Genomic DNA, 26,207 nt, shown 5'->3' with positions numbered 1-26,207 from the left:
AGTTGAAAACTACTTTTACAGAGAGAGTGTAAATAAAAAAACGAAAACCATCAAAAGAAGAGTTGTCATAACAGGATTGGGAGTATGCGCGCCAAACGGCGTTGGACTTCCTGCATTTACAAAATCTATTAAAAATGGAACTTCGGGAATTCGTTTTCAGCCTCAAATGGAAGCGATGAATTTTTCTTGTCAAATAGGTGGAATTCCACAAATTTCCGAAGAAAAAAAACGTGAGTATTTTACTGAGTTACAACTAAGAAACTTTAATGCCAATGGGATTCTCTATGGTGTCATGGCTGGAATGGATGCTTTAAAAGACGCAGGTATAAAAACTGTAAATCAAGAAGATGCGCCTAACTGGGGTTTAGGAATTGTATTCGGGGTTTCTACGAGTGGTGTTGACAAATTTAGAGAATCCATCTATAAATTGGATGATAATAATGTACGCAGATTAGGTAGTACGGCAGTTGCCCAAACCATGATGAGCGGTGTGAGTGCGTACCTAAGTGGTATGATTGGCGCAGGAAACATGGTAACAACAAATTCGGCTGCATGTGCCACGGGAACTGAAGCTATCATAATGGGGTATGAGCGCATTGCCAGTGGACAAGCAACGCAAATGCTCTGCGGGAGTAGCGGAGAAGATGGCCCTTATATTTGGGGCGGATTTGATGCAATGAAAGTGATTACCTACAAGCACAACGATAACCCCGAGGAAGGCTCAAGACCTATGAGCGCAACAGCTTCAGGGTTTGTGCCAGGAAGTGGGGCAGGAGCTTTGTTATTAGAATCGCTTGAAAACGCACAAAAAAGGGGTGCTACAATTTATGCTGAAGTTCTCGGCGGCCACGTAAATAGTGGTGGTCATAGAGGAACCGGAAGTATGACAGCACCCAATAGCGAAGCCGTCCAACTTTGTATCGAAAAAGCGATGGAGCAAGCTGAAATTAGTGCTTCGGAAATTGATTATATCAACGGGCATTTAACGGCTACCACCAAGGATGCACTAGAAATTGAAAATTGGTCCAAAGCGCTAAATAGAAAAGGTTCAGATTTCCCTTATATCAATTCTCTAAAGGGGATGACGGGGCATTGTTTGGCCGCTAGCGGTAGTATTGAAGCCGTTTCAACCATTATTCAAATGAATGAAGGCTTTATATTTCCGAATATAAATTGCGAGGATTTAAACCCCGAAATTACGGCCTTGATTGACGCTCAAAAAATCCCAATGCAAAGCATTTCCACAGACATTAAAACTGCTATAAAGGCAAGTTTTGGTTTTGGAGATGTAAATGCGTGTGTTATCTTTAGAAAAAATTAAATTACTATACCTTTTATGACTTCAGAAGCTATCTACGCAAAACTTTTGCCAATTGTAAAAACCTATTTACCAGAGGATGTTGATGAAAATGATATTAATCCAGATAGCGATTTGACTAAGGAGTTGAATATTAATTCGGCCCATTTGGTTGATGTTGTGCTTGATGTTGAGGATACTTTTGATGTGGCGTTTGCCAACGAGGACATGGAAAAATTGCGCACTATCAATGACGCAATAGCCATTATTCAAGCTAAATTGAATGATTAAAAGAAAACTAGTTTCGCTTTCGCGGAAATTTTAATGAATTACTAACTTAAGTGATGTTCCTATAAGCTTTTACAGGAATTAAGCTGAAAAAAAATCCCCTTTCCGAAGGAGAAAATATGGAAGGATTATTTACAATTGAAAATTTTATCACACTAGGATTATTAACAATGCTTCAAGCCGTTCTTGGACTTGACAACTTATTATACATTTCGTTAGAATCAAAACGAGCACCCGTTGAAAAGCAAGCACGCGTTAGAAATATTGGTATTGGAGTCGCAATTGTTTTACGCATAGTTTTATTGTTTGTATTGCTAGAGTTGATAGCGTCATTTCAAAACCCCATATTTTCAATCGGATGGACGGGAATCATTGAGGGACAATTTAATATTCATAGTTTAATTGTTCTGTTTGGTGGTGTTTTCATTATGTATACTGCTGTGAAGGAAATTATGCACATGATGGCTCTTGATGCGCACGCAAAAATTGATGAGAAGCCAAAATCTGTTGGAATGATTATTACCTCCATCATCATTATGAATATTGTCTTTTCATTCGATTCTATCCTTGGCGCTATTGCCTTGACAGATATTTTTTGGGTAATGGCGGTTGCCATAATTATTGGAGGATTATTGATGATTTGGTTAAGTGGTAAAGTCACTGAGTTTCTTAAAAAAAATCGCATGTATGAAGTGCTCGGCCTCTTTATTTTGTTCATTGTAGGTATCATGTTATTAAGCGAAGGAGGACATATTGCTAATTTAGAGATCTTTGGAAACCACATTACCCCAATGAGTAAAACCACGTTCTATTTTGTAATTGCTATCCTGATAATTATTGATATCGTTCAGAGCAAATACCAGAAAAACCTAACTAAAAACCTATAATGTTCAACATCCAATTGCCCAACATAAAACCGAGCGTACTTGCCGTAAAACTTTCGGCGACCGGTGAGCGTAGCGTGCGAGACGGACATCCATGGATATTTAGTGACAGTGTTGAAAAAATCAACAAAAACGGGCTACCGGGTGACGTTGCTATAATTTTTAGTCATACAAAGAACAATGTTATGGGCGTGGGTCTATACGACCCAGATTCTCCAATTTCCATCAAAATGATACATCATGATGGAGGTGTCAAACTTGATGAAAACTTCTTCAATAAAAAGATAAAATATGCACATTCCCTTCGGAAATCGTTGCTTGAAACCAATACCAATAGCTACAGATTACTATTTGGAGAAAGCGATGGTTTTCCGGGATTTATCGCTGATGTATATGCAGATGTTTTAGTTATCAAATTGTATAGTGCAATTTGGTTTCCTTACTTGGAAATGATTTTAAAATCACTCATTAAAATTTCAAAAGTCAAAACAGTTGTATTGCGGTTGAGCAGAATTTTACAGCAAAACACTAAAAGTGAACTGAAAGACGGTACTGTTCTCTTCGGAAATTTGACAAACGAAACCATTGTTTTCAGGGAATATGGGGTTAACTTTTCAGCAAATGTTATCAAAGGACATAAAACAGGATATTTTTTAGACCACAGAGATAACCGAAAACGAGTAGGCGAATTGAGCAAAGGAAAACGTGTGCTAGATGTATTTAGTTATGCTGGAGGATTTTCGGTACACGCTTTGGCAAAAGGTGCCAAAGAGGTTGTGAGTCTTGATATTAGCGTGCAAGCTTTAGAATTGGCAAAAGATAATGTGAGATTGAACAAGCATACGGGAACGCATAAAACAATTTCAGGCGATGCTTTTTCTGAAATGGAACGGCTCATTAAAAATAAAGAACGTTTTGACGTTGTAGTTATTGACCCTCCCAGTTTTGCAAAAAGCCAAAAGGAGATTACTGTAGCTTTAAAAAAATACCGTTTATTGGCGCAATTAGGAGTAAAATTAACAGCGCGTGGTGGTTTGCTGGTATTGGCTTCGTGTAGTTCTAGAATATCGAGTACAGCGTTTTTCCGAAGCAATGAAAAAGTACTCGATGAAAGCAACCGAAGTATTACTACATTTTTAAAAACCACACACGATGTGGACCACCCGGTTACATTTGCTGAGGGTTCTTATTTAAAATGTGGCTATTATAAACTTAAATCTTGATTATGGCAAAAAGAATGACAATTAAGGAACTCGCAAAGATTTTGAATGTCTCTATCTCAACGGTTTCTAAGGCATTAAATGATAGCGATGAGATAAGTCCCGAAACCATAAAGCGAGTAAAAGAAACAGCAAAACTGTATGGCTATCGCGCAAATTTTATTGCCAAAAGCCTAAAAAGCCAATCGACAAATACGCTAGGAGTTATTATTCCTGATGTTCTCAACTATTTCTTTGTGCAATTATTACATGGGATAGAAAATGAGGCGAGAAAACAAGGATATAATGTAATGACGTGTATTTCACACGAAAAAATATCAAATGAAAAAGCAAATATTATTGCATTGACCAATGGACAAGTGGATGGAATTTTATTTTGCCCAAGTGAAGAAACCCAGAATACTATTGACCTTACGCATATTGAAGAACTTTCAAACAATAACGTTCCATTTGTAACTTTTGATAGGTCACTACATGATATTAAAGCAAGCGGAGTTTTGTCCAACGACTTCTTTTCGGCGTATGATGCTACAAATTACTTGATAAAAAATGGTGGAGAAAAAACGTATTTGTTTGCGTCTCACGTAGGCCTTAGTGTGATGAAAGAGCGTATAAAAGGTTTTAAACAAGCAATGCGAGAACACCATATTTTAAAAGATTCTAGTGTTGTAGAAATTTCTGAAGAAAAAGACTACGAAGTTTTCATAAAAGAATTTCTAGCTTCAACTAAAGTGGATGGGATTTTGACCATAGATGAATTGTTATCAGTGAAAGCCGTCAAAATAGCCACTAAGTTAAAAATTAATATTCCAAAGACTTTAAAAGTTATTGGATTTTCGAATGGCGAAATTTCAGCGCAATTTAGTCCATCCATTTCCTCGGTTGACCAAAGGGCCGGTTTGATGGGGAAAGAGGCAGTTACGTTAATGATTGAAATGCTTAAAAATGAAAACAGCAGAGAAGTTGTGGTGAAAACAGTTCCAGCTGTACTCATCCATCGAGAAACTACAAAAATTTAATTTTTATAATATTAACATTCTACGTTAAAGAGTTTTAAAGTCTTTCTGAAAAGCGGTATTCCTATATATATTTATATAAAATCAATATTAAATATTATGAAAAGAATAATCACCATCGTAGTTTTTTTAATTTCAATAACTGCATTTTCGCAAGACACTTATCTGCAAAATGGCAGTGCTACAGCAGAAGAACAAGCAAAAGAGTTAACCAAACAATATAATGACCAATTGGTAATGGAAACCAACCAAAGGTTATTATTTCAGAAAAAAGTAGAAGAATTCCTAATTAGTAGCAATAAAGTGAAAGACACCTACAAGGGACGCGATATGCTAAATAAATTATACGAGTTGCGCCAAAATGAAATTGCTGAAATGGGTGACATCCTAACAAGAATTCAACTTGACAAATATAAGCAAGTGAGACAGGATATCCAGCCGCTCGCAACAGTTGAAGAAGAAAAATAAAATTATAGATATAAATCAAACATATAAAAAAAAGCTCCAAATTTGGAGCTTTTTTTATATTTGATTAGGATTATTGATGTGTTTGCATTTTATCCTTTCTGCGTTGTAATTGAGTTTTCACTTCATTGGCAGCCTTAGAAATAGAAACTTCAAAAGAGCCGTTATTTGATGAGGAAAATATTGTGGTTTTAGGAACGTTGATTCTAATTTCACAAATCATTCCAGTATCTGGAGTGCTTGTGTTTTCTTTCTTAAAATAAACATCTGCATTTACGATAAAATCATATTTATCTTCCAGTTTATTTAATTTTTCTTCTGCAAGTGCTTCAAGTCTCTTACTTGCTGATACGTCTTTGTATTCAAAGTTGATATTCATAGTCGTCAGTTTAAAAATTTGTTCTTTAAAGATACGTGAGATCAATTTGTAGAACAAACTTTTATAAAAATTTATGAAAGTTTTAGGTATTGGTCATTTCGTCGGAAGCTGGAATAGCTATTGATGCGATGATACCTCCCGCCAACGCTACAAAAATGACTGCTAGCGATAGCCATTCTGGTATCTCTACGTTATGAGAAATGAGCATCTTTACACCTACAAATGAGAGAATTACAACAAGGCTATAATTTATAAATCTAAATTTCTTTAACATTCGTGAAATCAAAAAATACATAGACCTTAGACCTAGAATCGCCAATATGTTTGAAGTAAAGACGATAAATGGATCTGCAGTGATAGCAAGGATGGCAGGAATGCTATCCAGCGCGAATAAAATATCGGTCAACTCAATTACAATTAACGCTATAAATAGGGGAGTTGCTGCTTTGATACCCATTCGTTTTACGAAAAAGTGATCTCCTTGTATTTGATAGGTTACTGGATATATCTTTTTAATGAATTTGAAAATTTTAGAATTTTTAGGTTTAAATTCTTTATCGGTTTCAGTGAGCATTCTAAAAGCTGTGTAGAGCAGGAAAATTCCGAACACATAAATAATCCATTCAAATTTATTGATTAAAGCCACACCAAAAAATATCATCAATGCTCTAAATACAATAGCTCCCAAGATTCCCCAAAATAATACTCTATGCTGAAATTTGTCAGGAATAGAAAAAGAGGAAAAGATGACTGCAATCACAAATACATTGTCAATACTTAAAGAGAGCTCTATGAGGTAACCGGTAATATATTTGAGAACTGCATTATTTGGAGAAAGCCCGGTTGGATTTTCGACCAACCCGCTAGAGAACAACCAATAGATAACTCCCGAAAACGCTAACGCTACACTAACCCATATGGCTGTCCAAATGGAAGCTTCTTTTGTTTTGATTATATGAGCTTCTTTATTAAAGACACCTAAATCTAATGCAAGAAATAAAATGATGACTAACAAGAATGCACCCCAAACTATCATATTCTGTAGAAAATTTATGCAAATGTAGATATGAAATCATTACCACATCATTTTAAAATGTTAATCTCTCTTAACATGCGTTAAACTAACTTTAAAATGGAAGATGTTAGTACAGTAGCATTGTATCTTTAATGAAAAAATAAAACTATGCAAGATAAAACCAAACTACAAAAAGACACCAAATTTGAAATTCACCCACTTTTAGCTGAGCGCTGGAGCCCTAGAACCTTTAGCGATATGACCGTTTCAGAGACCGAAATACGCAGTTTGTTAGAAGCCGGAAGATGGGCACCAAGTAGCAATAATTTTCAACCTTGGAGAATTATTTGGGGAATAAAAGGGAGCAAAACCTACGACCGAATTATGAAGGTATTGGCTGAGTTTAATCAATCTTGGGCAAAAAATGCACCTGTATTAATGTTAGGCGCTTTCAAAAAAACAAATCCAGAAGGAAAAGAAAATTTTCATGCGCTTCATGACCTCGGGGCATTCTCTGCACATTTAACCTTTCAGGCACAACATTTAGGAATTGCCGTGCACCAAATGGCGGGATTAGATTTTAAAGCAGCACTAAAAGAATTTGATTTTACAGATGATTACCATGTAGCAACCGCCTTGGCCATTGGCTACTACGGTGGAGATAAAAGTGATTTGCCGGAAGATTTGGCAAAACAAGAAACTCCTAAGAGTGAAAGAAAATTACAACGTGAGTTTACTTTCAACGGAAATTTCAGTGAAACAAATGATTTGAGCGACGAAAAGCAACCTTTAGAATAATTTTAGTCACTTAAAATTAATAATGCCTTTTTCTTCCCTGGAAAAGGCATTTTTTATTCGATATAAATTTAATTCGGTTAACAATGGAAATTTCACGTTAAACTTTTCTCAATTAGGACTTCTACAACATTAGTTTAGCGAAGCAATGGCTACATTTATGAGAAATAATTTAAATTAATAGGATGAGCACTTCAAAAAATAAAGACCACGCAGATTTTCAATCAAATTATAGACAATCTTCAAATTTTAATTCAGAAGCAAGAGATGAAAATTTAAAAGTTTCTAAAGACGGAAACGTAAAAATATCAAAAGACCCAATTTCTGAAACTGATAAAAAGAAAATTGCGGATGCCATGGATTCCATGAGAAATAAAATTGAAAATACAGGGGAGCGAGAATCTAGAAGAGAGGAAGAATAAATTTTAAAACGACCTAACAATTCAATCATATAAAAATTTCAGAATTAAAAAATTAACACCAATGAAAGACACACAACCAGTATTACAATCCTACAAAATGGGAGGATTGACACTGCCTAACCGAGTAATAATGGCACCAATGACACGAAGCCGAGCCGATAATAAATACACTGCTCCAACAGCAGATAAGCACGCCGTATATTATACGCAACGAGCAACCGCAGGTTTAATTATAACTGAGGGTTCTCAAGTTTCAGAAAGAGCCGTGGGATATATCTACACAGCCGGTATCCACAACAAAGAACAGATTGAAGGTTGGAAAAAAGTGACAAAAGAGGTGCACGATGCAGGCGGACGTATTTTTATACAACTATGGCATGTGGGACGCATTTCGCATCCAGATTTTCATGATGGTAAACTTCCTTTAGCACCTTCCGCTATAAATCCAGAAGAACAAGTATACACGCCAAACGGTCAAAAAGATACTGTGGAGCCTAAGGCAATGAGCATCGAAGAAATAAAAGAAACAAAAGCAGAATTTATACAAGCTACAAGAAATGCAGTTGAAGCTGGATTTGACGGTGTAGAGATTCATTCTTCAAACGGATATTTATTCCATCAATTTTTTAGTAGTTTTAGTAATAAAAGAGAAGACAACTACGGTGGAAGCATTGAAAACAGAGCTCGTTTTTTCTTTGAAGTACTTGACGAAATGAAGAAAGTCATTCCTGAAAATAAAATAGGAGCGAGGTTCAATCCATCACTACATGGAACATTTGGGATGGAAATTGTTGAGGACACAATCCCAACCTTTGACTATATCATCAAAAAATTAAGCGATGAATACGACTTGGCATACATCCATTTATCTGAGCCATTCACAGATGTGAGCGATGTAAAATATGCGGAAACCGAAATCGCAAAAAGATACCGTCCTATGTACAAAGGCACTTTGATGATTAATACTGGTTTTGACCAAGAAAAAGCAAATAAAGTAATCGAAGCTGGAAATGCAGATTTGGTTTCGTTTGCAAAATTATATATTTCAAATCCAGATTTAGTGGGACGTTTTAGAGAAAATGTGGACACCTCTGAGTGGGACAAAGATACTTTTTACAGTCAAGGAAAAGAAGGATATACAGATTACGAAGCAAAAACTAGAGATTTGATTCCTTCTAAATAAGCTAATTTCTAGCACTGAAACAATAATAATTAACTTAAAAGCAAAACCACTTTTGTGGTAATAACTATATGAAAGAGAGAGAAATAAAAGGCGGATTTAGAACTATAAACCCCGCAACCGAAGAAGTAATAAAAGAATACACATACATGACGGATGCCGAAATGAACAGCGCCATTGACCGTTGTGACATGGCATTTAAAGATTGGAGGCACGTTTCAGCAAAGGAAAGAGCCAAAGTAATTGGTGCCATTGGAGAAAAATTGATGGAGCGTCGGGAAGAATATTCAAATTTGATGACTTCGGAAATGGGAAAGGTTATCAAACAATCTTTTCAAGAAGTAAAACTTTGCGCAGGTATTTGTAAACATACTGCCGAAAACGGACCTTCAATGTTGGCAAACGAGGAACGTGAATTACAAAATGGAGGGAAAGGAGTAATTTCTTTTTCACCCATTGGAATCGTTTACGGAATCCAACCATGGAACTACCCATTATACCAAGCCATACGTTATGCAATCGTAAACTTAATGGCTGGAAACGGCGTAATTTTAAAACATGCTGAAAATGTAACAGGATGCGCCCTCATGCTAAAAGAAATCTTTGAAGAAGCAGGATTGCCTAAAGATTTATTTACTGTTCTGCTTATTGATCATAGCCAGTCTGACGAAGTAATTGCCAATGACAAAGTTCGCGGCGTCACTTTTACAGGAAGTTCTGCCGGAGGAAAAATTATTGGACAAAGAGCTGGAGAAGCGTTAAAGAAAACGGTTCTTGAGCTTGGTAGTAACGATGCCTATATAATACTTGACGATGCAGACATTGAAAAATCTGCTCAGGCTTGCGTGAAAGGACGTACCTACAACAACGGTGAGACTTGTATCGCTGCAAAACGGTTTGTTGTCGTGGAGAGCGTTTATGACGAATTTACAAAAGCATTCGTTAAAGGAATGAAAGATATTAAAGTTGGTGACCCAATGGATAAAGATATGGGCATGGGGCCCATGGCGCGTAAAGATTTGAGAAAAACGTTACACGACCAAGTCAACAAAAGTGTAGAAAACGGAGCAAAGATAACGCTGGGCGGTAAAATGCCAGATGGAAAAGGATTGTATTATCCAGCTACAGTACTGGAAAATGTGAAGCCTGGACAGCCTGCTTATGACGATGAACTTTTTGGACCCGTAGCATCAATTATCAAAGCAAAAGATAATGAAGATGCCCTGCGAATTGCCAATGATAGTAGATTTGGACTCGGTGGCGGTATCTTTAGTAAAGATGAAGATAAAGCATTCAAACTCGCTCAAAATCATTTTGATACGGGAATGATTTTTATCAATAGCTTTGGACTTGCCCAACCCAATATGCCATTTGGCGGTGTTAAAGATTCCGGTTACGGAAGAGAGCACGGTGGTTTCGGGATTAAGGAATTTGTGAACATAAAATCGATGATGCGTTTAGAACAATAAGCACGCATTCGCGGAAATGTAACTCAAATTAGAGTTCCAATTTTAAAAAAGAAAAACTCCAATGTTCGATTTGAATATTGGAGTTTTTTTATGTTGAAATTTTCAGGAAATGATAGTTCTATTCTTTTACAAATTTCCGATAGGAGAAAAGAATCACCAAAGATATTCCCGAACAGACTGCAAAACCTATAAACAGTGGGAGGGAAGAAGTCGCTAAAAATCTACCTATAAATGCGCTCATTGGGATAGCCATGAACGTGGCAATAAACCCCGTGATTGCAGCACCCACACCTGCAATATGTCCCAATGGTTCCATGGCCAATGATCTTAAATTTCCGAAGAGAAAACCAATGGAGAAAAATTGAATGGCAAAAAACCCAACCAAGACTTCAATAGGTGGATTTTCGCCACTTGAAAATAAAATAATGTACAACGTAGAAACCCCAAAGAAAGAAAACAATGCCAAAGTGACAAGTCGCCGCATCCCAAATTTCATTACCAACGTTCCATTTAAAAACGTTGCAGCACCAATGGTCACAGCAAGTCCCGCAAAAATATAAGGGAATTCGTCTTCCATATTATAATGGTCCTTGAATATTTGTTGCGAAGCGCTTAAATACACCATAAACGAGCCTGTAACGAAGCCCCAAATCAAGGTGTACGCCATACTACTTGTGGTTTTCAAAACTTGAGGAAAGCCTTTTGCAATTTCTTTAAAAGAGAATTTTTTACGATTTACTTCAGAAAGTGTTTCGGGTTGTCTAAAGTAAAACCAGACCCCAACTATCAACGAAACAAAGAGTTGCGCATAGAAAATCATTTCCCAATTATAAGAATCTAGAATAAATTTACCTAGCGCTGGAGCAATTACTGGAACCAGTAAAAACACCACGGTCACAAAGCTCATAATCCGCGCCATATAATCACCACTATATTTATCTCTAATAATCGCGATTGCCATCGTTCGAGGTGCTGATAATCCTATGCCTTGCAGCACTCTCCCTAAAATCATTATTTCCAGACTTTGTGCAAATACACAAATAAAACTAGCGGCAATAAAAATGATAAAACCAACAAAAACGAGCGGTCTCCGTCCAAGGGAATCTGAAAGCGCACCAAAAATCAAAGGGCCAATACCCAATCCCATAAAAATAGACAAAATGATAAATTGGTTATCCGCAACATCGGTCGTGTGTATGGCAACGCCCATTAAGTCTAGGGCAGGCAATACGGCATCAATCGCCAGTGCAACGGTTGCCATGAGGGCTGCCATTAATGCGATGAATTCGGTTTGAGATTTGTTGTTGATTTGTTTTTGCATGGGCGCAAAGGTACACTTGAATGAAAGTGATTTGGCTCTAAATTAAAATCTTAACATAGATTTAATTGGTCACGTTTCCGCGGAAATAGAAAACATCCGAAAAAAGAATTAATAAAAGATTAACCTGTTTAGACTTAGCGATTAATAGTTAAACAATTTATATTTGTAACATGGAACCATTAGCAGAGCGCAGAGACGCAACATACGAATTTAACGAAAGAGAGTTGGACCGAATCATTGAAATGGCGTGGGAGGATAGAACACCTTTTTCGGCCATTGAGTTTCAGTTTGGTTTACCTGAGGGCGAAGTAATCAAAGTGATGCGAAAAACCTTAAAACGTGGAAGCTTTAATCGATGGAGAAAGCGTGTTAATAGTGGCGTGAGCATCAAGCACGAAGCAAAAAGACGTGACGGCATTAACAGATTTAAATGCACGCGCCAACGACAGATTACTGGAAATAAAATAAGTAAGCGGTAATTTTTGAAAAGAATTTTTAACGATTTAAAAAACAAACTATGTATTACGTTATTATCATTTTAAAATTAGTGGTTGCTTTAAGTTTATTCAATGTGTGGCTCATTCAAAAAGATAAACCAACAAAGTGGAGGGGTGGCAATGCACAATCTATAGTAGAAGAATTCCAAGTCTATGGATTACCAGTATGGATGTGCTATTTAGTAGGTTTTTTAAAAGTAATTTTGGCTTTATTATTAATCGCATCCATTTGGATTGCTGGGATTGAAGATTACGCGGCTTTAGGACTAATGGTATTATTGGCTGGATCCATATTGATGCATGTAAAAATAAGCGACCCACTTTTTAAGTCATTTCCGGCGTTTTTATTTTTAGTTCTTTGAGCAGCAATCTACTGGTTTTAACTTACCAAAGCTCCAATAACATCCCGAAGTAATAAGCGAAATACCCATTGATCAACATTAAGATAAAAGATGGTGCGCTTTCGGCAAAACTATCTTTAATTTTTAGGCGTACGCCAAAACCTAAAAACATTAAAAGGGTAAGTCCTGCACTTGCAGCAAGGCTTAAAGGCCAATAAAAACAACCCCCAATTAGGCCCAACGCTCCAATGATTTGTGCCACACCTGTGGTTTTACGTTGCGCGGTATTGAGTCCGAATCTATTGAATTCTTCAGTCATTTTTTCTGAAAACAAACAATTATAGCCGTAAAACAAGAATGCCATAGCAATAAGCAGTATCAAAACCATAATAGGTATTGAAATTACTTGAGGTATAGCAAGCAAAGAGAAAAGTAAACTCATATAGCAAAGCTACGCTTTAAATTAAAAGTTCTTGCTGGGTGCTTTGCCAAGTATTCGTTAAAAACAATTATTTTTAGTCTATGAAATTTTTTAGAAACTTTAGACAAAAGTTAAATCCCGGAAATGGAATTAGAAAATACATACTGTATGCCATTGGAGAGATTATCCTTGTAGCTATAGGAATACTTATCGCGTTGGCAGTAAACAACTTCAATGAGCAAAATAAATTAAAAGAGTCCACTTTAAAAACTGCAGAACAAGTGCTACAAAAGATGAAGCGTGACACTACAGAAATAGCTACGGTTTTTAAAATATGGAAACAGTACGAAAGCTCAATAGAATTAGTACTCTACAAAACTGAACAAAATGAACCCGTTTCGCAGGAATGTGTGGAATGTGAAAATGTCTTGTTCATTACCGAATTACCAGATATCAGTACTAAAGTCAATGATCTTATTGCGCGGGACAAATTGATTTCTGGCGCTATAGAAACTGAACTTTACCAAATAGACGAACTCTACAAAGAAATTCTATACACCAACAAGATTTATGTAGACCGTATTGCGGAAGCGCTCGTAGATAACTTAAAATATTTAAAAGACAATCATGCCTGGTTTGCACAATTTATAGGAAGTGGAAGATGTAATAATGACTGTCAGGATTATTTTTCCAATAGTCCAGATTATAGAAACAGAGTTGCCTATTTAAATCAGATTGCATACCAGAGTTATTACAACCATCTGTACGAAACAAACGAAAAAATTAGTAAGCATATTGAAAAATTAGAACAGCTTCTAAATGAGGAGTAGGAATGTTGTTGTGTTTTAGTATATCTTTTAAAAAGTTCTATTTTACATAATATAAATTATAGAACAAAATTAACACATTGTAGCTTATAGGGGAAACCCCGTTTGTTAGCTATAATGATATTATGTAAAATATCCCTCAAGCGTTGAGAATTGGTTAAAACCTACAACAGGGTCAGGAAACTTTTTTAAGCGGTGTCTGCGACGCATATTTTCATTTGTTCCATAATTTGTCGTTATGTAAAATTGCCGCACAGCCAACCGCCGGATTGCTTTTTTAAAATAAACGCTAAATGGCGTTCATTTTAAAACACAATTTGCCAACGCTTGGCCAGCACCAAAAAAAAGCTAACCTTTTAGATTCTTTAAAATTCGTGTATTCGATAAAATGTACGTCATATTTTTTTCTAGAGCATTCTCAGCAGCTTGCCGCAACAGCACAAAATTTAAGAAAAATAAATTTCTGTGCACTTGCTAACCTTTTAGCAATCATTCAGTCTGTTTAAATGATTCTTATCTTTTTTTGTTGATAAAAAAAGAAACAAAAAAATCAAGGCTTCAGATAACTTTGGAAACAATCACGGCTCAATCGCTATATTCTAGAAAGCATTCTAACTCTTAAGACAGCTTTGAGTTTCTTGAAAGATTATAGTGTTCAACCAACATATAACTAGAAGTCTAGAATATGGCCGCTCATTTCGCCTATTGTTTTACCAAAGTTCTCTGAGGCCGTTTTGCCACCTCTCCATCTGGGTTGAAACGCAAAATCTATTTTACATAATATAACACACTATTCTTTTAATTTACCAACCATATTTGTCAATGAATACTCAACTAATTTGGGTATTGTGTTAACGGTAACTTTGATTTCCCAATTAGATAAACTTGGCATTAGGTCTACACTATTTTCCGTAAAAATATCATTACTTGACTTTGCCAATTCTGTTGATGGAATAAGATAAAAAGCCCTAGGTTGGTTTTCTAATACTAATACTAAAACAACAAACAAATCATTTCTTAATGCTCCTAAACCTAGTTTAGATATTTTGATACTCCTCTGAGAAGCATCTAAATTAAGAGGCTGTAGATACAATTGTTTATCTCCAACCATAAAATCGACTCCTTCCCTCCCATCAGGTTTTGGCATTAATTGTAAGTCAATTTTTTTTAATTCAGATTTTAGAAAATCTAAAACAATCATTTTTATATCTTTTAAATTTAATCATAAGAATATTTTGCAAATCTATTTATGTAGCTATTTAGCCCTTTTCCTCTTACAGCTAATGTTTTCATTTTTTCTACTTTAAATCTACCAGCCTTATTGTAACTATACTTATATGTTTTAAAAGAATCAAATTTCACTAAAATATAATCAGTACCTATTTGATAAGCTTTTACACCAGAATCTCTATTTCTATATCTTTCCATTTTTAATCCATATTATTTTACTTTTTTTTACGTTTAGGTGGCTTCAAAGAAGGTGTGTTTCCTGGTGTATCTTTATTATCTCGTGCGCGTCTATCTGGTTTCCCAGTTGATTTAGCAATTCTTTTTGGTCCTGGTTTAAGTGCCATAATTTTTGTTTTTAATTAGTGTTTTTTATCAAAGTGCTTTATGCAACTTTTGCATTGTGTTGCTTATTATATATTCTTTTATTTTCAGTAATTAGCTTTTTTTCCAATTTTAGAGCTTCAACTCTAGGTTTTGCTTTATCATAAATCATATGAGTATAAATTTTATCACTTTTTGAATGTTCTTTATTTCGTTTTGGAATTCTATGTTCGTAAGTAATACCGTCATAAACATGCTCAGTTTTATTTCGCTTTCTATTTAGAAGAATGTAGTTTACAGTATCATTTGGACTACCAATTAAACTTGCCATTCCATAACCTGCGATACCACCACTTGTTAATCCTATCAGCTGGCACTTTATCTTTTCTGTTCCCGTTAATCCGTTTTTATTTGCATAACGATTAGCAACAAACATACCTATAGTAGTTCCTATTAATGTTCCAAATAATTTTTCGTTTTTAGTCGCCATATATTATATTTGTTATTATAACTTATTTATTGTAAGTGTATTAACTAGTATTTTGTTGTTAAAAAGTAAAGTCAAGTTTTTTATCACAATACTTTATGTATTCATCCAAATTTTTCTCTTTTGTCAAATCGTTAATCTTCGAATAAAATTTTTCAAATAGTTCTTCTGTTAATTTTACTTTTTCTTTATCATTAAATTGGTTTGCTCCTGAACTAGTTTTGTAATCTATATATGCAGAAAGTGAGAGCAAAGTATTTGGAAAATCAAAGAAGACTTTTTTAGTTTTTGATTTTTGTATTGTCAAAATATCTCTAGCTCTACCGTGTTTTAAATTTAATTGTAACTCAGTCAAATCAAATTGCATATTTTTTATTGTAGCTTTAGTTTTATCTATATTGGTTTTATACAATTCAGAAATTGCTTTAGGCCTGTATATATAAACAAGAGGTGTTTTTATACCATCTTCAATTAATTGGACAATAACAGGCTCTATGAAATTATTTACATACCCTAAAGCTAAAGCATATGCTGGGGAATATTCTGCTTCTGTTAACAACCATTTATGGAATTGATTCAATAAAACAGCTACAGATGTTAAAATAACAAACAAAGCTTCTTTGTCTAAAGACCATTTATGTATCGTAATATCTTTATTAAAAAGCCACATAATTAGTGCTACTGATGCAACGACATTTAAGATTACACTTAAAAATTTTATAGCATTAGAATTTTTAACCAAAAAGCTTATTATTATTTTTTTCATATAGCTTTCTTCTGTAAAATCAAATCAAAATAAATACTTTCAACTTCAGCTAATATTAATCTCAAATTATTCACTTTTTCAGGTTCACCTCTGAATATTGTTTCCGTTCCATCAACAGAAACAATTCTATTTGCATGTATTTCATTAGTTACTATGCTTTTTAATTGCTTATAGATAATTGACACTAAGTCATAAAAATTTAAATTGACATAAGTATTTGGTTCAATATCATAACAAATAGCATTTATTTCGAAACTATTCAATTTGATATTGTTGTCTGAATCTTCTTTTATATTCTTTAAGAATCTAATCATTCTTTTAAGTCTACCGTTTGTAGAGGAACTTCTGGAATTTATTCTCGAAATACTCAAAAATGGAAAACCGACCTCTCCTCTGGAGTTAGTATCCTTATTATAAACTTGAATTCCCCTATTATTACCTTTGTCCGAAATAATAGAAGAAACACTATCATACCAGTTAGCAATAACGGTATCTACTTCTCTATTCAAATTCAAGTTTTTAATTTTAATAGCTTTAGGTTTTAAAATATCACAAATCTGATAAGTATCTGACAAAACCTTTTCAGAAATAAGTCTATTGTTGTGTAAATCTTGGATAGAATTTCCTTGATATTTACTCATTTTAGTTTCTCTTTCAAGCTTTTCCACTTGACTTGAATAGTAATTTTGCTTTCTTGATGGATTATTTAATATCTGACCAACTTCAGCCCAATCCCAATGATAAAATTTATCACAAATAGCAAGTAAATCAATATCACTAGCGCCTTTAATATGAGTATTAGTCATCACGGAACCTTGATATTTATAAGTTACATCTGTTAATTCCCTTTTCAAATGACCCTTTACTTTTTCTCCTGCATCCATACTTCGTTGCGTGTATACAGCAGGAACTCCTTTCATTGCGGTCCTTATATAAACTAATATATCGCTATATGCAACAGTTGATAATTCATCGGTAAAGGCTTTTTTAAATAATAAGCCTTCTGGGTTTAATCTTGACCTAACGTTTTGTGCTAGTATTTTATAATTCTTTGCCATTTCTCTTTTCTTTAATGGTTGTCTTATTCATTATCATAACATGAATTTTATTGTTAATTCAATTTCATGTTACAAATAAACAACTTGATGGCGCACTCTATTTGCGCCATAAAAAAAATCTAAATTTTAGTAATTTTCAAGTGTGCTATTAAGAATTTCTTTGATTTTCAAACGAAGACTTTCAGGCTCTAAAACCTTTACAGAGCTACCATAACTTAATATTTTTGAGTGAAGTTCATGAAAGGGAATTACTTTGAAAGAAAATATTAATTTATCTTTTTCCTCTTTCACTAATTGTTGTGATTTATGAATTGGGGAAGAAATTAAATATTTGCCTCTCCAAGAATCAAACTCCAAGACAACATCTTCTACTTCTCCATCAGGAACAGAAATTCCAAAAGCATGATTAAAATATTTATTAGAATCAAATTCAGTTATTTCTTCACATTTTATTTCTGTTAAGCCAAAACCTCGTATTCTGTCTAGAGCAAAAATTGTAACGAAATTTTTTCCTTCTATCTTACCAATCAAGTACCACAGATGGTCATATTCCTTTAGTAAAATTGGAGTTACGGTATGATTCTTTACTTCTTCAGAGTTATGCTTTTTATAATCAAACTTGAATTTAAAATTAGTGTCAAAACCTGATATTATTTCTGGTAGTAAATCACTACCTTGAAATTTAGGGAAGTTTTCAGGTTGTATAGTTATTCTTTTAGAGACCTTTTGATGACTAGCTTCAATCTTAACTGCATCAATTACTTTATCAATTGCGTTAGTGAAATCCTTAAAAATCCCTATATCTTTATAATGAGCTATATTTTTGGTGTAAAATAATAAAGCGTTAAGTTCATCATCTTTTAATTCTATTGAAGGAAATATGTCATCAACATCATCTGGATAGTAATATGCCTTTTTTTGATTAGAGTATTCTATTGGAGCATGCAATTCCATTTGCATATCTCTTATATCCTTATTAATTGTGGTAGTTACAACTGAAATATCATGTCTTTCATTCAGTTTATCAATTATTACATTAGTCTTAACATAATCATTGTCTCTCAAAAGACTATCAATAAATCGATGTCTTATATATGCATTTTTGTTACTAGGCATATGCTAACTCCTTAAAGTGTTCATAAACCATAACCATAGCGAGAGTATCTAACTCGCAATACCTGAATAAAGCTATACTTAATTCATCAATCTCTGCTTGAGTCATATCAGTATATTGCATTTTACTGTAGGTTGTCAATGCTGCTCCTCCATCTGCTATTCCTTCAATTTCAGAAAGTGTGTTTACTAATGCATCTTCTGTCCAATCCTCAAAAACTGGAGGCAATAATTTATAAGGATTTAATACATTTCCGTTCTCTTGTTTTAGCCATACATGATTATCAGAAAAATTCTTGCTAGTTAGATTTATTTCACCAATTGATTGAGAATACTTTTTTAATAGATAAGGACTCGAATTAATTGAAGCTGGTAAAACCTCTTTTAGTGAATTTGAACCTTTAGTAAGAGGGTTATAATAGAAACGCTTCTCTAAGTCCCATAAATCGACCATATCTCTTTCTCCTGACCATTTAATTGCACTTTCACGTTTGGAATGTGATATGGTCTGGATAAAACTCATTAAGTCTTCTTTATCAGGTTCATCAGAATCTTTTAATTGAATATAAATAGCGTTTAAAATTGTATTTTCATGATGAGAGTATCTAAAAATAGTTCCATCATAATTAATTAAAGCATCTCTTAAGGCTCTAACAAATTTAAAATTTGGAAACGCCCCTATTGTATTATTTATATACTGATTAGCATGTTCTACAATACCGTTTTCATGATAGATATGATGAGAAAATTGAAAGGCAACTTGTTCAAATGGTTTGAGTCCTTTATTAAATGGTAAAGCAGACATACTAGTTTCAAAATCAATAAAATGCAAAGGGAATATCCACTTTTCTAATTCACTCTTTAAACCATCTTTGTCAACATAATAAGAAGAATCATTGTTTATTTCTTTCTCAATTTGTAACCATTGCCTATTTGATGTTGTAAGTTTTTCAGCTTCTACTTTTAAACCAATATTATCTTCAGTCAAATCCCTTTTAAAAACAATACCATCTTGAAATAATTTATTTCCTTTTCTGAAATCGTATATGTCAAATATGTTTGATTGTTTAAACTCTTCTTCTCCCCATTCATGCTGTTTATTGAAGCACTCCTTGAAACCAGATTTCAAATTTGAGTCACCGCTTTCTGTTAATTTAAACTCGCAGTTCTTGCAGGAACTAAATGAAGTAGGCCAACTAGCATAGGTGTCATTTTTATATAAATCTTTGAATAATAAAATAGACTCTTGAAAGGTCAAATTTTCATTATACTTATATCTATTCGACTCAATTTCACCTATAATTTCTGTAACATTTTTTCTCCCTAAAACTGAATTGCCAATTTCCTCTAACGTATTTACTTTACTATTTATTCCAGTACGATTTTTTCCTTTTTTAGTAATCCTAAAGAGCTGGTTTAATCCATCAATACTTGCTGTTTTGGATTTATCAGCCATCATTATAAAAGAATTTATTTTCCAATATGGATAGCAAGATTGCATAACATGCTTTTGAAATGCAACATCAAACAAGTATGGTTTCCAACCTGCAACCATTCCACCTCTTTTACCAATAAATAAAAATTCATCATCTGGCAAAAATGATTTAGACTTCACTTCAATTAAATCAATTATATTACCTTTTTTTACTAAAATATCTGTCTTTATATATAATCCTTCAAATAGAAAAGCAGCTTCATAAATTATTACATTCTCTTGTTTTAAAAGCGTTTGGGTCAGGTTCCAGGCTTTTTCATACTCCCAAGTATCTTCGTCTATTAGTGTTCCTCCAGGGAAATGCATTCTTGCAAGTTCTTCAACTTGAAAACCACCTTGAGCTAAGGCCTCTAAGAATGTGTCTTCATTTTTTGTGTTTGCATATTCTTTTTTGCCTGTGTAATAAAGCTTGTTTGGGCATTCTAACCCGAGTTTAAATTTAGATTTCGTCAATAATCTCATAATAGAATTTTAATACCATTAAACTCTTCAAGCTATCAAGATTGAAGTTTTGAGTAAGTAGATTTTTGGGGGAATCTGGTAAATTTTGGAGATATGTCAAAGATAGAAAATTTAACAAGAAATAATTTACGGAATTCCGTAGTTTAATTAAAATATGTAGTAAAATACCATTCCACACACATTACACTCCCCTCCTATCGTCGGCTCGCATAATAAGTGTTCCATTACCTTTTGAGAAGAAAGCTCTTAGAAAGAAAAAAATAAAAGAAGATTGGAGAAAATAACTTCGCTTTTACCAAAGCAAAGTTTCATAACGCAAGACATTATAGTACAATTATAATATTTGAGTAAAACGACGAATAGCATTTTTTCTGTGCTATTTTACGTAAATGCAGATATAGCGCCTTTATCTTCAATTATATCCAAACCAAAAATCTTATATCTCGCGTAATCCATCATTAAATTTTAAATACGCGATTCTCAGCGATTGGCTTAAAAGGAAATTTTTGACTCAAGGATTTCAATGAGCTCTTTTGAGCCATATTTAAAAGTATCTTTAATATGTAGCACCGTTATTTTTCTGAAATATGAATTACCAAATACAGCTTGAATAGCATCTGCATGTTTTTGCTCCATCACGTAAATAAAATCTGCTTGTTCTAATAGCGCTGTTTTGATATAATTTGTACCAAGCATATTACAGGTCTTTTGGTTTGTACCTGCGGACTCAAAAACAATCTCTGTATATTTGGCAGCAAAATAATCCTCTGCCGTTTTAGAACGATCTTTATTTGCTGAACATATAAAAAGGATTTTTTTCAATATATTTTTCTAGAAATGGATTATAACTAAATTTTTAGTTTGTTATACGGATAACCGATTTTTATATCTTCTAAGTACTTAATATATTTCTCTTGCCAAAATAACTTTCTGCTAATTGAATTGAAAAGTATTTAGTAAGTCGTCAGATGCAGGAACGCTCAACTCCCCCTATTGTTTTAACCAAAGTTTTCTGAGGCCGAAGAAAAATTATTGTAAATTTTTAAATAATACTATTAAAATTAAACTCAATATGGCTTGAGCTAAATACAAGAGAATGATTGTCTTATTAGTTAATGAGAATTGCCAAGAATTGTTTCCCTCCACATCAGTACTTTTTAATTTTAAATCAAAATCAATTTGCTCATTACTTAATTTTCTTGCACGATTATACAGATTTCTATAACCTTTTTCTTGACTTAAATAATATGCGTCTAAACCCCAAAATATAAAAAGTGTGAAATAAATAATTGCTATAAATATCATATTAGTTGTATTTGCAACTAAAGCTAATAATGCTGCCGACAAAGTAACACTCATACCCTTTATTTGAAATGAATTAGTATTCATTCGAGTAATTATGTTTTGAATGAACTCTAGATGTTTTAACTTTTCATCCATTGAATTAAATTTTTAAAATAGTCTGATTATGTTCTTTTAAATGTTCTTTCCAATTAATAGGATCTCCATTCAGTCCTGGTTTTTTATTTTTTTTAAGCCATTTTAAAAATTCCTTAGTGATCTCATCACTAATACTTTCTGACTTCATATTTCGCCCTTCATTGCAAACTTCCAAAAGTTCATTTGGGATTTTTGGAGAATTATTTCCAAAGTAAAAAAAATTCTCTGAAATCAAAACAAATTTTCCACTTGTGTCATTCTTTAAATGTTGTTCATTATCTACAATACTATGAGCCGAGGCCTCTTGTATCCAGTCGCCTTTTAATGTCTTATGATAAAAATTATCTCCATACATTTGAACTAAACTTCCATTTAGTAGAGGTTTTTTATATTGAAATCTTTCGTCATCCCAATATTCTTGAAAGGTAATCCGTTCGGATACTTCCATTGCAAATATTAGATGGTGGTTCTTTTTAAGCTTCTTGCTTCCAGTACCAATGACCCAATCACCAATATTTAGTTTCTTATTACTTCTAATTGTAGGTTTACATACTGCTAACGTACAAAACTGTCCGAATGGATTAGGTGCGAGACCATAATCGTGATCTAACTTATATGAGTATAATTTCATTTTTATTTTATTTATGTGCATTTTACCCTAGCAATTTTATATAAGGCATTTCTATTTGAACCATCAGGATTTTCAACTGGAAACTCATTATCATTCATAATTTCACCCAATCTATCTAAAGAATTCCAACCCATAGTTACACCTCCATATTTTTTGTATGCTTCGGGTAGTTCCACACTATTATTACTGCCGTGCGCGAAGATTCCAACAATCTTTTTTCCTTGCGAATGTGCCATTCTGATTTCGTCATTTACCCATTTTCGTGAATGTGTTTGTTCTCCAATCAAACATATAAATGTACCAGCCCAAGTTATTTGCCTCCTTAAATATCGGTGAATAACTTTATCGTCAGGTCGTTTTCTTTCTGTATGCTTCGTACTATCAACAGAATAATTACAAACGTTATATCCCTTGTTTTTAAGTCTCCCTTTTAAGGATTGTACTTTATCATCATCTAAGCCGTGATGACTTATAAATACGTTATGACGTTTCTTATTCTCCATTATTGAGATTTTGATTTATCCCCCATTTTGGTGGATACCAGTAACTGATTGGGCTACTTTTTGGTTTAAATATTTGCTTTATTCTGATTCTACCAGAAATACCACTAACATTAGGATGTGCTACACGTGAGTATTTATCTACTTCACAAAATAAATTTTGACAATCTATTAGTTGTAGATTTCTTCCCCATAAGTTTTTAAAATTGATATTCAACCTTGTAAACTCCTCTTTTTGCCTTTCGGTAACATATTTAATTAAATCACTTTCCGTATAATCTCCACTATGTATGAAACATTTTTTAATTCCATCTAAAGCACCAGGACCAGGATAAACAAAATCCATTTCATCAAAATCACAAATTTCACTGTAGTTAATATCTATTGTATATTGATAAGCCAAAAAATTACCTATAGTTGGGTATAATTTTAGTAGATAGAATACATCTTCTAAAGAATTACAATTTTGTATTTTTTCAAGCAAATTATCCTCCATCATCAATTCAATGAGTTTAAGATGATTTCTATGTTTTTTACTAAAACCAAATCTACTACGACCCGAAGTCATTATATAAGCACCTGAATAAATTGCATTTCCTGAGTTCATCTGATTTGTTAAAATCCAATCATAGTTTTCGAATTTAAACTCACTGTATGATATTGATGCCAATTCTTTTAAAAGAACCTCCCAAGTTTCTATTTTATTAAAAGTCTTAAATAATAAAATTCTAAATAATACTTCTTTTGGTTCTTGAGAGTGATTATATATTACTTCTTTAATCAAATACTGGCTAACTCGATCAGAAGCTCTAAAAGCATTCGTGAATTTATGTTTTAATAAAATAGGATCATGAGTCCAAATGAGATTATTATTGATTCTATTGAAAAAAATATTTTGTCTTTCCGCAGCAAACCTCCAATAAGTATCGTAAACCTCTGATTTTTTTGGACTTTTTAGCTTTTTGTGGACTGTTATCATTAAAATTTATTGCCGTTTTATTTAGTTTTTCCCTAAGTAAATTAATGTACTATTTTTTTTGCTTACTAATACTCTTCCTCCATCATTTTCTCTTAGTTTATTAAACATCTTGAACGATGTTAGTATTGCTTTCTCCCATTGTCTTCCACTACAATTCCTGACTTCAGTATTTTGGACTAAATTTTGAACTTTCTTAATTATACCAGAATCTACACTTGAACTGTATTTTAGTAAATCGTGTTCTAACGCGTGATGATAGATGAATAATGAAATTAATTCTTCAGTTATTTGAGCTCTTGCACCATCCTCATTTTCATCAATTATAGGCTTACTTTTCCTTTTTAATTTCAGTAATTTTCTCAACACTGGTGACCAACCTAAAATAGCTAAATAACCAAAATGAAAAATATCGTGAAATCTATAGCCATCTTCTTCGTGAGCATTATCAGTAAGTGGTTCACCAATTAGAACGTTTTTTCTCTTATCTATAATTTTTAGTTTGTTTTTACCATCTTCAATGAAACTAATAAATTCAATTTCAAATTCATCTGGAAACCTTTCGGTCTTTGGGTAATCTTTATCAAAGTCTATATATTTTGTAGTGTCATCGGCTAGAAACCTATCTTTAATTTTGACAAGGTTTAAATCTACAATTTCTTCTAAACTAATTTCATTCTGAGTAGCTATTGTAGATAAGTACCACAATACATCTCCTAATTCTTCACTCAATTTTGTTTTATAAGCAATATATGAATCGCCATCTCTTAACTTTATTTTCAGTTGGGTTAGTACTGACCCTATTTCTCCAATTATTCCTAAAAATGGAACAACATCTGTTAAATGATCATTGCTATTATATTCCTGAATAGTTTTTTTTGCTGCTTCTTGATATTCCTTAAATGTCATAGTAGATAAAGTTAATTGGATTAAATGAATAATGGAGGTAAGTATGTGATAATTTAACAAGTAATTTCTTTATAATAAAGCCAATTAAATCCATTACACACACTTTCCTTCCCCTATTCCTGGCAACGCTGTAAAGAGTGTTTCATTAACATTTTAAAGATAAACTATTGATAAGAAAAAAATATTATGGAAACCCGTAAATGCAAAACGCTTTCTCTCAAAGCAAAGTTACATAACGCAGAACATTATAATTCTTTTAATTATAATCAGTCATTATGTAAAATTGCTTCTTAAACAGATTGTAATTTATTGCCTCAAAAGTTGTTGCTTAACTTCAGCTATCAAAAAACAAATTTTGTGGTTTTTAGTCAGTAATTTTCTTGTGGTACGATGATGACATCCCACAAGTATCTCGATGCTCTAATATAACCCTTAAACAAAAAGTATTATGAGAGTATTTAAAATCCTAATGGTATTAACGGTCATCACATTAGTTGCTTGCTCATCAGACGATGACAATCAGGAAGCAGAACGCCCCGCACAAGGCACAATTTCGCTTGCACTTTCTAACGGTGGCGGCTTTGTGGTAGAAAATTTACAAGCTAGTATCAGCACGTTGTATTCCAACGCCATGACCACAACGATTACATTGTCTGGAACAGCAGGCGGAAGTGGTAACGTAGTAATCACCATTGTTGACAATGATGCCGCTATGCAGGCAATTGTTAGTGAAGGCTCCATACCCGTTGGGAATACGTCCCTCCCATTCTACGCCACTGTAGTGTTTGAAAGCAATACGTTTGTTCTCGATGCTACCGCAGGAACGCTAGACATCATAAATTATCAAGAGTTTCCCGACCAAAATTACGCTGTAATTTCGGCTACGTTTTCGGCTGCCGAGAATTCTAATTCAATGACTTCATCCATATTAGACATCATAGTTGATTGCAGTGGGTGTTAAAGTCTAACATATTATTATTTG

At 33.4% G+C, this 26,207-nt stretch carries 32 protein-coding genes; 14 read left to right on the top strand and 18 right to left on the bottom strand.

The annotated features are described in order from the left end of the window. Nucleotides 1-49: 49 nt before the first annotated feature. The 6 genes from ACSHW7_RS06605 to ACSHW7_RS06580 all read left to right on the top strand — a co-directional run bounded on the left by ACSHW7_RS06605 (nucleotide 50) and on the right by ACSHW7_RS06580 (nucleotide 5,173). A complete protein-coding gene (locus ACSHW7_RS06605; protein ID WP_435678710.1) occupies nucleotides 50-1,321 on the top strand; it encodes a beta-ketoacyl-[acyl-carrier-protein] synthase family protein in 1,272 nt (423 codons plus the stop codon). 15 nt (nucleotides 1,322-1,336) lie between these two features. Then, nucleotides 1,337-1,588, top strand: a complete 252-nt coding sequence (locus ACSHW7_RS06600; RefSeq protein ID WP_435678541.1) for an acyl carrier protein — start codon at nucleotides 1,337-1,339, stop codon at nucleotides 1,586-1,588. Between the two features lie 116 nt (nucleotides 1,589-1,704). Next, entirely contained in the window at nucleotides 1,705-2,472 is a 768-nt protein-coding gene (locus tag ACSHW7_RS06595) for a TerC family protein (protein ID WP_435678540.1), read from the top strand. Then, complete coding sequence (locus tag ACSHW7_RS06590) at nucleotides 2,472-3,692, top strand: class I SAM-dependent rRNA methyltransferase (protein ID WP_435678539.1); 1,221 nt, start codon at nucleotides 2,472-2,474, stop codon at nucleotides 3,690-3,692. Before ACSHW7_RS06595 ends, ACSHW7_RS06590 begins: the two co-directional genes overlap by 1 nt. A gap of 2 nt (nucleotides 3,693-3,694) precedes the next feature. Then, nucleotides 3,695-4,708 (top strand): LacI family DNA-binding transcriptional regulator, encoded by a 1,014-nt coding sequence (locus tag ACSHW7_RS06585; RefSeq protein ID WP_435678538.1) that lies wholly within the window; start codon nucleotides 3,695-3,697, stop codon nucleotides 4,706-4,708. A 96-nt stretch (nucleotides 4,709-4,804) separates the two neighbouring features. Further along, the gene (locus ACSHW7_RS06580) at nucleotides 4,805-5,173 is read left to right on the top strand and encodes a hypothetical protein (protein ID WP_435678537.1); all 369 of its coding nucleotides are present in this window, start codon (nucleotides 4,805-4,807) and stop codon (nucleotides 5,171-5,173) included. Between the two features lie 70 nt (nucleotides 5,174-5,243). On the opposite strand, the gene hpf is transcribed toward ACSHW7_RS06580, so the two are convergent. Then, nucleotides 5,244-5,549: a ribosome hibernation-promoting factor, HPF/YfiA family gene (gene hpf / locus ACSHW7_RS06575; RefSeq protein WP_435678536.1), complete on the bottom strand. Its 306-nt coding sequence runs from the start codon at nucleotides 5,547-5,549 to the stop codon at nucleotides 5,244-5,246. A gap of 82 nt (nucleotides 5,550-5,631) precedes the next feature. Then, on the bottom strand, nucleotides 5,632-6,585 hold the full coding sequence (locus ACSHW7_RS06570) for a TerC family protein (RefSeq protein WP_435678535.1): 954 nt from the start codon (nucleotides 6,583-6,585) through the stop codon (nucleotides 5,632-5,634). Nucleotides 6,586-6,732: 147 nt separating this feature from the next. On the opposite strand from ACSHW7_RS06570, the gene ACSHW7_RS06565 reads away from it, so the two are divergent. From ACSHW7_RS06565 to ACSHW7_RS06550, 4 genes are all read left to right on the top strand, one after another. Continuing rightward, on the top strand, nucleotides 6,733-7,362 hold the full coding sequence (locus ACSHW7_RS06565) for a nitroreductase family protein (RefSeq protein WP_435678534.1): 630 nt from the start codon (nucleotides 6,733-6,735) through the stop codon (nucleotides 7,360-7,362). Nucleotides 7,363-7,544: 182 nt separating this feature from the next. Next, nucleotides 7,545-7,781 carry a hypothetical protein gene (locus ACSHW7_RS06560; RefSeq protein WP_435678533.1) on the top strand — a complete coding sequence of 79 codons (237 nt, stop codon included), beginning with the start codon at nucleotides 7,545-7,547 and terminating at the stop codon, nucleotides 7,779-7,781. A gap of 61 nt (nucleotides 7,782-7,842) precedes the next feature. Next, complete coding sequence (locus ACSHW7_RS06555) at nucleotides 7,843-8,964, top strand: alkene reductase (protein ID WP_435678532.1); 1,122 nt, start codon at nucleotides 7,843-7,845, stop codon at nucleotides 8,962-8,964. Between the two features lie 68 nt (nucleotides 8,965-9,032). Further along, nucleotides 9,033-10,430 carry an NAD-dependent succinate-semialdehyde dehydrogenase gene (locus ACSHW7_RS06550; protein WP_435678531.1) on the top strand — a complete coding sequence of 466 codons (1,398 nt, stop codon included), beginning with the start codon at nucleotides 9,033-9,035 and terminating at the stop codon, nucleotides 10,428-10,430. Between the two features lie 118 nt (nucleotides 10,431-10,548). On the opposite strand, the gene ACSHW7_RS06545 is transcribed toward ACSHW7_RS06550, so the two are convergent. Continuing rightward, nucleotides 10,549-11,751: a multidrug effflux MFS transporter gene (locus ACSHW7_RS06545; protein ID WP_435678530.1), complete on the bottom strand. Its 1,203-nt coding sequence runs from the start codon at nucleotides 11,749-11,751 to the stop codon at nucleotides 10,549-10,551. A gap of 170 nt (nucleotides 11,752-11,921) precedes the next feature. Here ACSHW7_RS06545 and ACSHW7_RS06540 point away from each other — a divergent pair, with 170 nt between their 5' ends. Both ACSHW7_RS06540 and ACSHW7_RS06535 read left to right on the top strand, forming a co-directional pair. Next, a complete protein-coding gene (locus tag ACSHW7_RS06540; RefSeq protein ID WP_435678529.1) occupies nucleotides 11,922-12,230 on the top strand; it encodes a TIGR03643 family protein in 309 nt (102 codons plus the stop codon). A gap of 38 nt (nucleotides 12,231-12,268) precedes the next feature. Next, nucleotides 12,269-12,610 carry a DoxX family protein gene (locus ACSHW7_RS06535; protein WP_435678528.1) on the top strand — a complete coding sequence of 114 codons (342 nt, stop codon included), beginning with the start codon at nucleotides 12,269-12,271 and terminating at the stop codon, nucleotides 12,608-12,610. Nucleotides 12,611-12,632: 22 nt separating this feature from the next. Here ACSHW7_RS06535 and ACSHW7_RS06530 read toward each other — a convergent pair whose 3' ends face one another. Continuing rightward, entirely contained in the window at nucleotides 12,633-13,031 is a 399-nt protein-coding gene (locus tag ACSHW7_RS06530) for a DoxX family protein (protein ID WP_435678527.1), read from the bottom strand. 80 nt (nucleotides 13,032-13,111) lie between these two features. Between ACSHW7_RS06530 and ACSHW7_RS06525 the strand changes: the two genes are divergently transcribed. Next, on the top strand, nucleotides 13,112-13,840 hold the full coding sequence (locus ACSHW7_RS06525; RefSeq protein WP_435678526.1) for a DUF6090 family protein: 729 nt from the start codon (nucleotides 13,112-13,114) through the stop codon (nucleotides 13,838-13,840). Between the two features lie 787 nt (nucleotides 13,841-14,627). Here the strand turns inward: ACSHW7_RS06525 and ACSHW7_RS06520 are convergent. From ACSHW7_RS06520 to ACSHW7_RS06455, 14 genes are all read right to left on the bottom strand, one after another. After that, nucleotides 14,628-15,038, bottom strand: coding sequence for a hypothetical protein (locus ACSHW7_RS06520; protein WP_435678525.1), 411 nt, complete (start codon nucleotides 15,036-15,038; stop codon nucleotides 14,628-14,630). 17 nt (nucleotides 15,039-15,055) lie between these two features. Further along, a complete protein-coding gene (locus ACSHW7_RS06515) occupies nucleotides 15,056-15,265 on the bottom strand; it encodes a hypothetical protein (protein ID WP_435678524.1) in 210 nt (69 codons plus the stop codon). Nucleotides 15,266-15,282: 17 nt separating this feature from the next. Next, nucleotides 15,283-15,411, bottom strand: a complete 129-nt coding sequence (locus ACSHW7_RS06510; RefSeq protein WP_262890626.1) for a hypothetical protein — start codon at nucleotides 15,409-15,411, stop codon at nucleotides 15,283-15,285. A 38-nt stretch (nucleotides 15,412-15,449) separates the two neighbouring features. Beyond that, nucleotides 15,450-15,878, bottom strand: a complete 429-nt coding sequence (locus ACSHW7_RS06505; RefSeq protein WP_435678523.1) for a hypothetical protein — start codon at nucleotides 15,876-15,878, stop codon at nucleotides 15,450-15,452. A 58-nt stretch (nucleotides 15,879-15,936) separates the two neighbouring features. Next, nucleotides 15,937-16,641, bottom strand: a complete 705-nt coding sequence (locus ACSHW7_RS06500; RefSeq protein ID WP_435678522.1) for an STING domain-containing protein — start codon at nucleotides 16,639-16,641, stop codon at nucleotides 15,937-15,939. Further along, a complete protein-coding gene (locus ACSHW7_RS06495; RefSeq protein WP_435678521.1) occupies nucleotides 16,638-17,699 on the bottom strand; it encodes a nucleotidyltransferase domain-containing protein in 1,062 nt (353 codons plus the stop codon). The genes ACSHW7_RS06500 and ACSHW7_RS06495 overlap by 4 nt, the downstream gene beginning before the upstream one ends. Before the next feature lie 126 nt (nucleotides 17,700-17,825). Beyond that, nucleotides 17,826-18,815, bottom strand: coding sequence for a helix-turn-helix transcriptional regulator (locus ACSHW7_RS06490; protein ID WP_435678520.1), 990 nt, complete (start codon nucleotides 18,813-18,815; stop codon nucleotides 17,826-17,828). After that, nucleotides 18,808-20,769 carry a DUF2779 domain-containing protein gene (locus ACSHW7_RS06485; protein WP_435678519.1) on the bottom strand — a complete coding sequence of 654 codons (1,962 nt, stop codon included), beginning with the start codon at nucleotides 20,767-20,769 and terminating at the stop codon, nucleotides 18,808-18,810. Before ACSHW7_RS06485 ends, ACSHW7_RS06490 begins: the two co-directional genes overlap by 8 nt. A gap of 492 nt (nucleotides 20,770-21,261) precedes the next feature. Next, the gene (locus ACSHW7_RS06480; RefSeq protein WP_435678518.1) at nucleotides 21,262-21,591 is read right to left on the bottom strand and encodes a phosphotyrosine protein phosphatase; all 330 of its coding nucleotides are present in this window, start codon (nucleotides 21,589-21,591) and stop codon (nucleotides 21,262-21,264) included. 207 nt (nucleotides 21,592-21,798) lie between these two features. Further along, nucleotides 21,799-22,209 carry a hypothetical protein gene (locus ACSHW7_RS06475; RefSeq protein WP_435678517.1) on the bottom strand — a complete coding sequence of 137 codons (411 nt, stop codon included), beginning with the start codon at nucleotides 22,207-22,209 and terminating at the stop codon, nucleotides 21,799-21,801. A 4-nt stretch (nucleotides 22,210-22,213) separates the two neighbouring features. Continuing rightward, nucleotides 22,214-22,840, bottom strand: a complete 627-nt coding sequence (locus tag ACSHW7_RS06470) for a hypothetical protein (protein WP_435678516.1) — start codon at nucleotides 22,838-22,840, stop codon at nucleotides 22,214-22,216. A gap of 11 nt (nucleotides 22,841-22,851) precedes the next feature. Further along, on the bottom strand, nucleotides 22,852-23,343 hold the full coding sequence (locus ACSHW7_RS06465; RefSeq protein ID WP_435678515.1) for a TIR domain-containing protein: 492 nt from the start codon (nucleotides 23,341-23,343) through the stop codon (nucleotides 22,852-22,854). Continuing rightward, nucleotides 23,333-24,319, bottom strand: coding sequence for a nucleotide kinase domain-containing protein (locus ACSHW7_RS06460; RefSeq protein ID WP_435678514.1), 987 nt, complete (start codon nucleotides 24,317-24,319; stop codon nucleotides 23,333-23,335). The genes ACSHW7_RS06465 and ACSHW7_RS06460 overlap by 11 nt, the downstream gene beginning before the upstream one ends. A 21-nt stretch (nucleotides 24,320-24,340) precedes the next feature. Further along, a complete protein-coding gene (locus tag ACSHW7_RS06455; protein ID WP_435678513.1) occupies nucleotides 24,341-25,225 on the bottom strand; it encodes a MazG nucleotide pyrophosphohydrolase domain-containing protein in 885 nt (294 codons plus the stop codon). A 448-nt stretch (nucleotides 25,226-25,673) separates the two neighbouring features. Here ACSHW7_RS06455 and ACSHW7_RS06450 point away from each other — a divergent pair, with 448 nt between their 5' ends. After that, nucleotides 25,674-26,186 carry a hypothetical protein gene (locus tag ACSHW7_RS06450; RefSeq protein ID WP_435678512.1) on the top strand — a complete coding sequence of 171 codons (513 nt, stop codon included), beginning with the start codon at nucleotides 25,674-25,676 and terminating at the stop codon, nucleotides 26,184-26,186. Nucleotides 26,187-26,207: the final 21 nt, after the last annotated feature.

Source organism: Patiriisocius sp. (assembly GCF_051252435.1).
Classification (GTDB): domain Bacteria; phylum Bacteroidota; class Bacteroidia; order Flavobacteriales; family Flavobacteriaceae; genus Patiriisocius.
The sequence above is the reverse complement of the archived record's forward strand: the minus strand, read 5'-3'. Positions and strand labels throughout refer to the sequence as shown.